Source organism: uncultured Ruminococcus sp. (assembly GCF_934476685.1).
Classification (GTDB): domain Bacteria; phylum Bacillota; class Clostridia; order Oscillospirales; family Ruminococcaceae; genus Hominimerdicola.
This window is the reverse complement of sequence record NZ_CAKSNX010000021.1, coordinates 1-13872: the sequence shown is the minus strand read 5'-3', so window position 1 is coordinate 13872 and position 13872 is coordinate 1. Positions and strand designations below refer to the sequence as shown.

At 41.4% G+C, this 13872-nt stretch carries 4 protein-coding genes; all 4 read left to right on the top strand.

The genetic code is table 11. From position 1 onward, the window contains the following. Window positions 1-339 precede the first annotated feature (339 nt). Genes Q0E19_RS11180 through Q0E19_RS11165 form a run of 4 tightly spaced genes read left to right on the top strand, consistent with a single transcriptional unit; the run spans window position 340 to window position 13672 of the window. Window positions 340-1341, top strand: coding sequence for a hypothetical protein (locus Q0E19_RS11180; protein WP_294409618.1), 1002 nt, complete (start codon window positions 340-342; stop codon window positions 1339-1341). Between the two features lie 25 nt (window positions 1342-1366). Further along, window positions 1367-2233 (top strand): hypothetical protein, encoded by an 867-nt coding sequence (locus Q0E19_RS11175; protein ID WP_294409617.1) that lies wholly within the window; start codon window positions 1367-1369, stop codon window positions 2231-2233. A gap of 42 nt (window positions 2234-2275) precedes the next feature. Beyond that, window positions 2276-3286: a hypothetical protein gene (locus Q0E19_RS11170; protein WP_294409616.1), complete on the top strand. Its 1011-nt coding sequence runs from the start codon at window positions 2276-2278 to the stop codon at window positions 3284-3286. Window positions 3287-3298: 12 nt separating this feature from the next. Next, entirely contained in the window at window positions 3299-13672 is a 10374-nt protein-coding gene (locus tag Q0E19_RS11165; protein ID WP_294409614.1) for a hypothetical protein, read from the top strand. The last annotated feature ends 200 nt before the right edge of the window (window positions 13673-13872 follow it).

Genomic DNA, 13872 nt, shown 5'->3' with positions numbered 1-13872 from the left:
TTATCTCTCTCCTGTTCAATTCAAAGCTTCCCATTCGGCTAAATAATTTCTGTACTATTTGGGGTTGACAATACAATATTTCATTAAGGATTGACGAAACTTCATATCTTGTGTTATACTTGTCATGAGAGGTAGGCTTCTTTTCTTTTGAATTTTGTTGTGGTGACTTTATTCTATCAGATCTTTGCCTATCTCTCTTTTCTTTTTTCTGAACTTTTGTCCAATTTCTATTGTAGTATTACAACAAGTTATCTTAACATCTTGATACTTGACCTTTTTATTGCACTATGCTATAATATATTATGTGTAAATATACCTTTTTGCGAGGTGAAAATTGTCATGAAAACTAAAAATGCAAATGCAAAAACCCCCGCTATTAACGCTGATAAAAATAAACGCAGAGCCGCTTTTATAAAATTTGCATCTTCTGCCGTGATGCTGTGTTTGATTATTTTTGTCTATACATTTGCATGGTTCACCATGAATAAAAACGATGATGTTACGGGCGGCGATATGAAGTCGACAGCGATGCCTTTTGAGCTTAAAACAGAGGGTACTGAAGGCTTTTTAGACAGCTACCTCGACTCATCATATAAAAGGCTTAATTCTGACAGCGGTGTGCTTACTACCGCCGATGGACAGAGCATACAGTGGTTAGTGACTAAGGATAACAATGCGAATAACTATAAAGACAGCGAAACTAATGAAGATGACACCGGTATCCACCCGGGAAGTCATGGTGCTCTACACTTTTGGATAGTTCCGAAAGAACAGCAGACTATAAAAGTCAACTATAATTTGAAGATCACACCATATAAAAAACAGTACCCGACAACGGACGGAAAAACTGATTATGATGCAGAACCTTCACCAACTGCACTTGGCGAGAGTGATAAAATGCTGGCAGACTACGTTGACAGCCACATACTTTTTTTCAGACATTATGACGGAAAATATTATTCTGACATGATAGATGATGATTTTAAAGAAGAGATAAAATTCGCCGAAAATAGCAGCGGCGAACTTCAGCCTTATGAAGTGACCGTTTATTGGGTGTGGCCTGAAACGCTTGGCGAAGCGGTTTTGGCAAATTCCAGCAAGGGCGTAATATGTGAAACAAAGAATGGCACAAATGAGGTGCTGAAAAAGCTAAACGAAAACCCGAGCGGCTTTTTGAAAGGCTATAAGGGCGATAAACTTGCGCAGGAATACATAACTCAGCATTATTCCACGCTGAGTATACAGTATAACAACGCTGACGAGGACATCGGCGACTATATAATGTTTCTCATGGCAGAAATGACAGTCAGCCCAGTAAGCTCAGTAAATTCAGTAAACTGATTCGCATTGGAGGTGCGGCAGTCAAGTGATAAAATTCAAAGAACTAATGAAAACGATACAGCTGAAATGGAAAGGACTTTCACACTCAAAGAAGATACAGGCTTCCGCCGCAGCCGTTATAACGCTGGTGCTGGTGATAGGACTGCCGGTATTTGCATGGTTCACGAGCGAGCGCAAAACGGCAACGGTAATAAAGATAAACGCCCCGACTACTATTAAAATAGGTGCGGGCAACGAAGAGCCTGTTGAGATGATTGACCTTTCAAACATCAACGTTCAGGAATATCTTGATGAGAACAACCAAACGCTCATAACAGAGGGTACATATGTGTTTTGTGTTACCGGTAAATATCTTTCAAAATATGATCTTCAAATAGCAAGAACCACAAATATAGATTTTGATTATGAGCTGTACCGCGTCGACAGCAAAAAATATGAAGACGTTATTTCAAAAGGCATAACCGCAAAGCCTGCGGCAGAAAGCGGCTATGAGATAGCAGAATACAAGTCTGAACTTGACGGAAATACTTATTATTATCCGTATCAGACATCTAATTCATCTGATAAAAGGCAGGGAAACGTTACTGGCAAAGGCGGCTTTTTGAACGCTAAAAACAATGGAAGTCATACCATTGGCAACGGCGATGAAAATATCGATGGTAGTACAACGTTTCATTCGCATAATTATGAAAGCTATGATAAAGTCAACGAATATGCCGAGCCACTGTACTGGCAGGTAAAAGGGCTGCCTGTAACGGGAAAAGTCGGCGACGTAGGCTTTGTAGATTACTATGTGCTCAAAATAAAATGGGCAGGCAAAAACCTAACTAATAATAAAGAGACCGATATGCTCTATATCACCGCAAGAAAGAGCATAGAGAGCATAGATTAAGGCAATAACGCAATAATACAGAGAAAGGGGGCGGCTGTTATTTTGAATAACGAAATTATCGACAGAATAAAAAAGAAACTCAAAATACTAAGAAATTCGTGGATAACCGTATGGCTGATAATAGTCGTCGTACTTTTAAGCGGGGCGGCTACCTATGCGGCATACATGGGTACTACGCAGTCGAAAAGAGTTATCTCACTTTCCGAAAGCGATGAGATGCTTTTTTCGTCACGATATTTGTATGTGAGTGGTTCAGAAGTTCAGCGTATAGGCTTTGCGGAAAATACCGCCGACCCTGCTGTGACTATCGACGTATGCAATTATGATAGAAACGGCATGGGCGTATACGGCTCAGACATTTTTTTTCGCATAACAGCGAAACTTGTGAATTACGATGGTACAGACATTGCCTCTGAAACAACAAGTGATAAGTATAGGCTTACTTATCTTTTGGCTGGTGATGAAAGCGATACTTATTGTTTGAATAGTATTTCAAGCACAGTAACTACTCTTAAAGGACCTTTAACAAATGATGGAGAAAGCGATCTCTTTGTATTGCCCGCCAATACAAAGACCAAGCTGAAATTTATACTGCACTGCGACCCTGAAGCATTGTCAACGCCGCAGTATGCAGTAGAAATAACTGCTACGCCTGTCGGAAAATACGATGATATAAAGGCAATAAGCGGTAAACTCAGGGCTGTTTCACGAAGCAGCCAAAGCCTTGAATGGAGCGGAGAATTTACCGACAATATCACGGGCACAAAGCCGACAGATTTCGACGCATACAATTACGTTATCAGCGGCGTGGGAAAAGGTACAATTACTCTGACGTATGATAATGCTAAACTTGAATTGGATAAAAATGATCTTGAAATATTAAGCGGGTATAAAAAAACAGAAAACGACGATAAAACGATAATTACATTCCCTGTTGATACAACTGCTGAGAATGCTGTCAGCCGTTATGCTGTGCATTTTTATCAGAAAAACGGCACAGCCCTTGACGAATTCAGCGAGGAATATGTTAAAACAGAATTTACACCTGCATAAGGAGAAAAATAGATGAACCATAAAATACTTAAAAGGAAAGGAAAAAATACTCAGACTGAAAGTAATTTCAGACGAGAACATAAAGGCTTGCTGCGCCGCATTTCTGCTTTTGTGATAGCGGCGGCGGTCATGACTACCGGTATGCCAATGCAGCAGATAGCGGATAATATTCCTGATCTTGACATCATAAGCAAGATCAGCAGTCTTATCCCGGACGCAACTATGAAAGCAGCAGCGGCGGAGCCTCGATACAGAGATACCGCTAAAGATATAAATATAACTACCGGTGATGCTTTAGTAAACTATGTAAACGGAACACTGACAGACGCTAACGGAAACTTTGTCGGCTATAATGAAAAAGATAGTATTTCTATTGCTTTGAGCGACAGCTATACATTACAAAATTTCAGCGGTATAGGTACGGAAGAACACCCATTTGAAGGTACAATAACCATCGGACAAGCTTCTGAATCAGCTCCTTACGGCGATCTTACTAAACTGACATGGGAAAACTCTTCTCTTTTTAATTATGTGACTACCGACGCTGTTATTACAAACGGAAATGAAAATGAAAGCGATAGCGAAAAGCCTTTTTACTTCCAAAATAGCGGAACAGGTACTGCACCGCTTTTTGCAAATCATGTTGTGGCAGGTAAAAAAGATGATCCGCAGACTTGGCATATCGTTGTAGATGCATCAAGCCAATACGGCGGCGTTGTGGGCGATCTTGGCGAGAACGCTAAAGCGGATATTCATGTGGGCTACCTAAATAATTCAGCCGTTGTCGGCGAAGATACCGCAGGCGGCATATGCGGCACTATGGGAAATAATTCGGAGCTAAATCTTTGGCTTGATAAAAGTATCAAAGATACAAGTGGTAAAGACACAGCAAGCAAGTATTTAGGCAACATTACAGCAAATGATTTTGCGGGCGGCGTTATCGGACAGATGAACACAGGGTCCGTTCTGACGATAAAAGAAATGCCTAAAATAACCAGCGAGCGGACGATAAAGTCAAATGGAAAGACAGTACCAAATCTAAATGACGGAAAAACTAAAAATGCCGCAGGCGGTCTTGTTGGCAAGGCGGACGGCGCAAAAATCGAGTTTGCTGAGGGTGTATCATATACAAACAGCGAAAAGCTTAATGTCATGGTTACGAATACTCCAACAGCCAGCGGTGCAGGCGGAGTGTTCGGTGTTTACTCTGCCGCCGAGGGCGCTGAATTCGACATTGATCTGAGAAATTATGAACTTACGGGGACGATAAACGTATCCGCAAATGCAGGCGGCGGATTTGCAGGAAGATTTGAATTAAAAGGAAATGACACCGAAAGTAGTGCGGCAAAAATTACAATATACAATGAAACAGCAAAAGATGCAAATAGTGATGTTGACTTTAAAGTTAAATCTAACAAGGGTACTGTCGGAGGAATTATCGGAAAAATTCTGAATGTAAATGGTAATCTTAAAAATACTTTCACTATTAAAAACGTCAAGACAGAGTTAACTCTTAACGGCGACAATTCCCAGAACGGCGGCGGAATTGTCGGCGACTTAGGCTGGTATAGAGAAAGCAAAGGCAGAACCTATCTTAAAATCGATGGAACGAACAATATAACTATTAACAAAGGTGAAGCAAAAGGCAACACCGGCGGAATTGCTTATTCTGTTTATTCTAGCTTTTTGGATATTTGCGGTAAAAACACCATTTCCGGAAATGTAAGATCCGGCGTTGTGGATAAAGTAGTTGATTGCAATAATAAAGGCTCAGGCGATTACTACGGAAGCGTTGTTCGCTTTTCGGGCAAAACAGATTTAAGCGGAGTAGAAGATGTCAAAACCGCACTTCTTGTAAATTTACAAACAGATGGTGGTAAAGACGATGGTCTGATATACGCTTTGGGAAGCGGCTCGGACTATGATTCAGACACAGGAACAGGCTGGACTTACATCAGACCAACCGATGCGACAAAAAAAATAGAAGATGTTGCCCCTTGGGGACAGGTCATAAGGCTTGTGAATAAGCAAACGATTGAAAAAGCCGGCGTTGTAGAATACAACGAAACCAAACATACAGTTACGCTGAAAGATTGTCAGACGAATACTAACGGAGAATATGAAATAAACAATGCTGTTGATTTTATGAAGCTGGCGCTTTGTATACAGCATAATACTGCAACAAAAAATGGCGCATTTACTACTAGTGGCTGTGATACTTCAGCAAGTATCTTGAAAAATAAGATCACGCTTACGGGTGATGTTGATCTTAGAGGTACAGGTCTGCGCGGTCTTACCCGTGATGACGGCGGAAACACTGAATTTACCGGTACATTTAACGGCAATGGTCACAAAATAACCCTTGCGATAGGCGAGGCTTATGGATACAGAGGTGACGCTAACACTCTTGCCAAAAATGAAGCAGGAAAAGACAACGGCAACACCGGCGCTGTATACGACCACAAATATCAGGGACTTTTTGCCAAAGTTTCCAATGCGACTATTAAAGATCTAACTCTTGACGGCAGTATCTGTATCGAAGCGAACATTGACGATATTTACTGCGGTGCAGCTGCCGCACAGTTTAGCGGCAACACAATAGCGGAAAATGTGAAGTCAAATGTCAATATAATAATGCGAAAAGGAGAGCAAAGAATAGACGTAGGCACGATTTTCGGAGTGGACAGCGCCACTGCGAATGTGACATTAAATAACTGTACGTCTAACTTTGACATGACGCTTGCGGGCCGTGCAAACAGCTCATATAATGGAGTTTCGGCAGGCACTATCGGTCATGTGAAAAATCTCGGCTCAAACGTTACAGTAAATGGCATGACAATAAGCGGAAAGCTGGCAAACTCCATAGACCGAAAAACAGATGGTGATAAAACATATTATTTCTACGGATACGGCGGACTTATCGGCATTGTTGAACATCAAAGTAAAAAACACGAGATTACTTTAAATAATGTCAAGGTCAGTGACTTTACCATTACGGATAACTCAAACAACAACGGCACAGGAGGTCTGCTTGGCGGATCTTGGAACAACGTAAACGTTACTATCGGCAATAATTCTGCTGATGGCAGCGGAGTTACCATAAGCAATTCAGAAATAACTGTCGGCAAAACATCTGTTACAAAAACAATAGGCGGACTTGTTACAAGTTCCTATGGTTACTGGCAGGTGAATTCTCTAAAATATAGCAATTCCAGTATTACAGACTCGAGCAGTTCAATTGTCGGTCTTATAGTTGGCAAGGGTTATGAAGACAGAACGTTACCAAATATTACAGAAACAGATAATGCAGAAATAAACAATGCAGTTGAACCCATGCGCCTTTATCTTGAGATAACTGACCCCGACGCTTATGACTGTGCGGGCATGACTTATACAGGCAGTGCCAACACTTATGATGAGATAGTTGGCAGGACTATGAAGGAAAGAGACGATGACGACATAGGCGCTTCCGGCGAGGGTATTGTTTCTATTCGCACAAGCGGCAATGTGCTTAATATGACCAGTGAAAATTCCAACGAGTATAAGCCGAAAACTGAGTTTGGAAAAATTCATGCAAACCCTTACACACGTTACTATTATAATCTTGACTACCTGCGTGCAAAGGCTTCACTGACAGGCGGAGAAAAGGCTACTCTTTGGAGCGCTTATACCTACGCAGCAAAGAATATCCGCGAGTATTTTAAAGATCGCAGCACATTCCCAACGGATACAGAGATTGATCTTACTGGGCTTTCCTACTATCCCGTTGACGTTGATACGTCAATATCGCTCAGCGGTGCAAATGTGAAATTATATAATGAGCAGATACAGAATGCGCACGGAACGAAATATTCTACACGGGCTTACAGCCAGCACTATCTGATGCAGTGCGGTCTATTTAGAAATGTCACAAAAAATATAACTCTTACAAACTGCACTATCTCCGGAACGGCGGCGGCATACCGCAACAGCCTTGCTTCGGCGATAGAAAAACTCAACGTGCAGGGTTCGGGTGCGTTGATCTGCGGCAATTTGGAAGGTTCTTCAACTCCAAAGGCGAGCCTTACAATATCCGGACTTGTTCTTGATGGTATTACTATCAAGAACCTCAATGAAGCTGACTACAATACTGCAAATATGGCACTGCTTGTACGCAATATCGGCAGCTATACTGAAACAAAGATCAGCGGAGTTTCAACAAGCGGCTATGCTGATGACGAAAAAGCTGCAAGTGCGCTGATAGGCACGGCAGGCAGCGACAAAGTACAGCAGATGTCGATCCAGTTTGAAAAAATGTGCCTAGACGGCAGAAACGCTACAGCCAATGTCAAAGATGCTGCAAAGACAGTGTTCAAGGAGAAATACGGTACAACAAGTTCTATATTCACAAAGGCTACGCTGATACATACATTGCAGTACACTTCTGAGGGCGGTTCTTCTGCGATATACAACTATAACTACGATGAAGACTGGGCTGCTGACGGCAGCGCAAAGCATAACGTTACCTACGGCAAAGAGATCTCTCACTCAGCGGAGTTTGCTCCCGACGCAGGGGATAACGACCAAAGACGTTATTTGGATAAGCACGCCGCTGATGATACTAACCACTTTACTTCACCAGAAAGTGCAGAGGCAAAGGAAGTGTTCAATTTCTCAAACTTCCTTCCTTATGTGGCAACCGCATATAATTCAGCAACGAATAACCACGAAATAGCAGTAAACCACGTCAGCAAGGAAATGGGGGATGGCTGCGGTACATACAACGACCCATTTATCATAGACAACGGTACAACGCTTTCAATGGTCGCAGACATTCTCAGCGGCGGCACTTTCAGCAAAGGCTTTTCGATGTATATAGATAACGATTATCTTAATGCTGCAACTAAAGACATAAACTTTGAAAAGTGGGATTCCAACAAGGCTAAAGGTACAGGTCATACACGAATCGAATATAATGGCTCGGAGTTCGTTGCTGTGAAAAAATCAGGCACTGAATGGGTAGAGGATACAAACAAAAGCATAACTATATCCACGAACGAAGTCCGTGCATACCTTGCGGGTGCATATTATCTTGTTGAGGGCAACGATGAGAATGACGGTACTATAACTCTGTCTGACAAATTTGCAGGACTTGGACAGGCCGGCTCAGATTACGCATTCAGAGGAGTTATAGCAGGAAAAAAATATAATGGCAAGAAAATGGTCATTGAAAATCCCTCTGATAAACCTTTTGTATCTGTTTCAAACGGCTGTGTTGTGAAAGATCTGGATATAAAAGTAACGGCGCAAACTATCACTTTAACAAACGATAAAAATGGCAAGAGTGGTCAGCTGTCTTACGAGGATGGTACACCAGTATACGGCGCAGTTATAGGAAAAATACTGGGTGGCGACAATATTATTGATGGGGTTTCCGTTGAGTTTCCCAATACAACGATACGGCTGAAAACTTCTTATGACAATAGCTATTATAAATATACCACGCTTATACCCGTGGGAGGATATGTTGGTGCGGTCGTTAACGGCGGACTTGTGTTCAGAAATATGGGCAGTGAAAAAATCTCGCCGCTAAGCAATGTGACTTTTGAAGTTTACAAAAATAAGAGCAATAAAACCACTGATAAAATGGAAAACTATTTCTATGTAAATCAGATAGTCGGCAGAGTTGTAAACGCCTACTGCTTTAACGAAACTGACAGTTACAGTAAAGTGAGCAAGGTGCTTGATAACGGCGAAAACAATTATCCTATCCCCGATCTGAACCCTGATTCTAAAAACAAGATCAGCTTTACGCAGGAAGAGGGCAAGGACAAAACAACAATGGTTGTTCCCGACTCGCAGTCGCTTTTCATTCTTTCTGAGATAACGCAGTCGATGTGCGGAAACGCTTCGACTGCTGACGGCAACTATACTGTGAAAAATTCATACGGCGAAAAAAACAAGACCACGCACCTTGCTAAATATTCAGCGGTGGGTACTGATGATGTGCAGCAGCCAAAAGATTTTGAGCTTGCGAAAAATGACAGCTCGGGCAATGAGAAAGCTCTGCCGTATATCATAAGTCAGTATACTGCGGCTGAAAACGGCAACTATCCTGCAAGGGCGATAACCGGCAGCGGCAATTATCACTATATGAAACTTGCTGAAAATGCAAAATATGACCTGCCGAACTGTTTCAGAGGTATAGGTCAGCTTTATCCGCAGGAGATGAAAGATGAGGATATTTGCAAAAATATCCTTGCGCTTTACGGCCTTGACGGTAACGGCAGTACGATAAATCTGAATACTAACCTTAAAAACCACAGCAGTGAGTGGGACTGCTATTACAAAGATTCAAATCCCAGCATTACTAAAAGTACACAAAATGCTGACAAAATAGGACTTGGTCTTTTTAATGATCTGTATTTTGATGTTTCTGGAAATAACGATGAAACAAACCTCAAGAAAACATTAAATTCCATTCACGATCTTACTTTGTCGGGTGAATTGACGCAAGAGCAAAGGGATAATAATAATAAAAAAATCACAATGACAGCTAGCACACCATTGGCGGCGAATACAGGCGGTATGATCGGTTCGCTAAGGTATACAGCGACTGACATTACGAGTGCTGATTCACGAGAATACAATTTCTGGAATGTATCTCTTAATGGTTTGACTATTAGCGGTGACAGGGCGACCGGCGGCTTTATCGGCTATGTGCCTGAAAAATCACTGTCTATTTACCTCAATGAATGTTCAGCCAATAATCTTAAAGTAAACGGAACGCTGTCTGCGGCAGGCGGAGTTATAGGCTATATGTTGGGAAATGCAAATCTGTATATAAATACTCTTACTGAGGAACCAAGCGAATTTAACGAATCTGTTACGTCTGACAATAGCAGTAATGACACTGACACTAATAATGTAAAAATCAACTGCGGCGGCATTATCGGTCAGCTGTGTGAAAGTACTAGTACCTCAAGTACAGTAAAAATAAGAAATGTTACTGTTACAGCTACCGAAAACGGCTGCATAGGATATTCAGAGAAAGAGACCAGAGGTGCTTTTAACGGTGTAGGCGGTGCGATAGGACTAGCATATAAAAGCAACGTTCTGCTTATAAATTTTAATCTGAAGAATGTTGATATGTATGGTAAAAACGTCGGAGGTCTGATAGGAAATGCAAATACCGGACTGACAGTAAGAGCCTATAACTGCAATGTTGATGGAAATGGTCAGAATAAACTTAGCGGTATTCAACATGTCGGTGGTCTGTTCGGTTATTTTCCTGCCAGTGGAAGTGAAAAGGTTGAGTTCAAGGAAAAAACTTATTTAAACCACATTGACGGCTGCAGCGTTTCGGGATATATGATCAGTCAAACTACTGCTTCTAATGGAGCGGGCGGCTTGATAGGAACGAATAATTATTCAAGAAATATCTGCAACAGCAAAGTTGAAAACTGTACTATAAAAGGAGGAAACAGTTCATCAAGAATCGGAGGTATCATTGGCAATAATACCAACGGTGACATATCTGCATACAACATTGTAGTAAACGGCGTAACGCTCAAAGGTTCTTCATACTATGGTCTGTTCAGCGGATACAGCAACAGTAAAACATTTAAGATCGTTGGTTGGAGCGTTCAGGGAACGAATAGTCCTGATAATAAGATATTTGGCGGTACAAGCAATACCACTACTGTTATCCCTGCCGACTACAACGGTGCGTGTCTTGACGAAAACGCGATGGGAGAGAAATTGTCGGATATTACAACAGATAATATCAGCCGTGTCAATAAAAGTGACGACAACTTCCCATATGCGACCAGCAGCCCTGCCAAGAATATCGGCACAGGCGCAAAATTCCTCACCGGCGACGGAACAAGCGCTGATGCGGTGAAAAAGATAATTGCAGATAAGGAAGACACAGCCAATTCTAGTGCGAAATGTTATAGCGAGATTAGCACAACTGATATATCGAATTATAATCAGCTGACTTTCAGCACAGAGCAGGATATTTTGAAGGATATTCCCGTGATCTTGATAGATAACACAGATGAGATAAGCAAGCAAATAAATTCGTATCTGAGTATTCTTACAAATGATCAGGTGTCAAATGCAAGTGATATCAAAGTCTATACGGCAAATATCAGCGGGGATGATGTTACACTGTCAACTGCAACTGAAAACTTAACCGTTAATTGCAACGTAACAGATAAAAAGTTCACACGGTTCCAAGCCAAGTCGGATAAATTCGATAGCGATACAAGAGGACAGTTTACCCTTATCGACGTGCAGTATAACGACCCTACGGTCAGCAAATCCACTGCTGTGGTTTATCACGTCTACGTACCTGTTATAACACGAAAGATATATCAGTATGAATTTTTCACCACCGCATTCAGCGGCACGCAGTATTACCCGAGCAAATATACAGATGAAACGGGTACAACAGGCTTTAATAGCGGTACTAAGGTGCTTGCTGAAAACTATAATACCCCTGTTACCGCTTATCTGCGTTGGGCTTACCCTGCTGAAACTTTCATAAAAGATATAATGGCCGGCTCTTCGGGACTTAACTGGAACTATAAAAAGGAACTTAGTCTAACTGTAAACTACGGCAGAACAATACCAGCTGGAACACAGCTAGTCCTTATTGACAAAAACAATAAGAACAAAGAGTACTACTATACTGTTACTGGCAAGGAAGAATACGAGGGGCTTAAACTCACTCTTTCTCTCTCTAATTTTACAGACAGCAACGACAAAGCATATAGCGAAGCAACTTTTGCGGATATGGTAAGCAGTCAGCTGAACTTTACAAAAACAATTGATGAAAGCGGACGTTTCGTTGAGGATGCAAATGGTGATATGCAAGTGAATATAAACGGCGAAATAACTACTATTCGTGTGGCTAATGATAGTGACGCAAACCGCTTTGACCTTTCGACCGATACAGACTATCTGACAGAGGACTACTATCTTACAATTACTACGGCTAAAGAAGAAGGTGTCTTGAACCACCAGTTTCAGCTAACTTCGCCTTCAAGCCTTTATCCGAATGTAAGCGGCAAGCTTAATGGTGCAGTCAAGAATAATCACTCTGTACAGCTAAACTTTGCCGACCTTTTCAGCAACGAGATAGAGGTCACGACGCTTGATGACAATACAAATGTTGAGATGACTGACGATAATAATGATGTAAACATTTCCACAGTGTCAACTATAAAGTTCAATACAACAAATGCTACGTTGATAAACAATCTAAAATTGCTTCTTAATACCAATAGCATTCCTATCTATCACAGTAACCATATCTTCATGAATAAAAGAAGTGTCAATGATGGAGCGGCGGAAAAGATCATAGGTGATACTGACAGTATCTCGATAATTGAAGGTGATAACACTGTTACTGCATATGATAAAGATGGCAAAGTGATCTCAAGCCCGTCAACACTTAATTACACTTCAGTTTCCGGAGAGGCAGCAACGAACTTCTTTGAAGTATCTGAACAAAACAATGGTGCTGCAATAGACCTAAGACAGTGGCTGACGGCAGGAGGAGATGGTGTTGCGCCAACAGTGAAGATAACAACAAATTTCAAGATCACATACTCGCATGGCGGTATCATAACCCAGTTTCCAGAGCGCCAGCAGTCAGAAGAAAGTACTAACATTGGAACATTTGTAAGTGTAAGATCGAGCCTTGCGTTCGATGCTGATGATACAACATACAGCAACAATGTATCTAAAACAGCAGATGATTCTGTAAATCGTTTGTACTATCGCCATGCTATGACAGATGTAAAACTGAAATACAACGCTTATCACCCTGTATCTTCTGGCGGTCCTGACGAGGACAGAGGAGATGGTCAGACAAAGGCGAATGACCAGCTAGGCATAAACGTATTTGATGAGGAAACGGATACTAACTCGGTAATTCATACACGAGGAGTATTTGATGCATCGCAGCTTTCCGCTATCGATAAAAAGAGTCTTAATATACGCTGGACAATCGAACTGCAATGCAAGAATGATGGCTATAATGACGATTTGAAGCTTTCAGATTATTTGAACAGCGTTACAATCAAAGACATAAACGAGAATGAGCTTAAAACTTTTAAGAGCGGTGGACTAGGCAAAACAAAGCTGGAATATTCAGCTGCAAGGGATAACTTTGAAGAACCCGACAATGCAGGACTGTTTGACGTATATATCGACCTTGATGTAAAGACGGGTAAAGATCTTGAAAAAGTAAAAGACGCATTCTATTCCAATTACAGGATAGTACTTACTGCTTCGCTTTATGAGGGTTCAACAGCCATCGATGGCTCTACCGATAATGATTACATCATTTATACAAACGCTCATCTTGATGCGAAATTTATTGACAAGGCTTCATAAAGCTCTTTTTGTGAACAATACGTTTGCATAAAACAAAGGACCACCGATATGGCTTTGCGGCTGTATCGGTGGTATTTTTATCAGTATTCACCGCAGCGGTGTTTGTCCTCGCTACAGGAATTATCTTGTATTGTCAACCCCAAATAGTACAGAAATTATTTAGCCGAATGGGAAGCTTTGAATTGAACAGGAGAGAGATA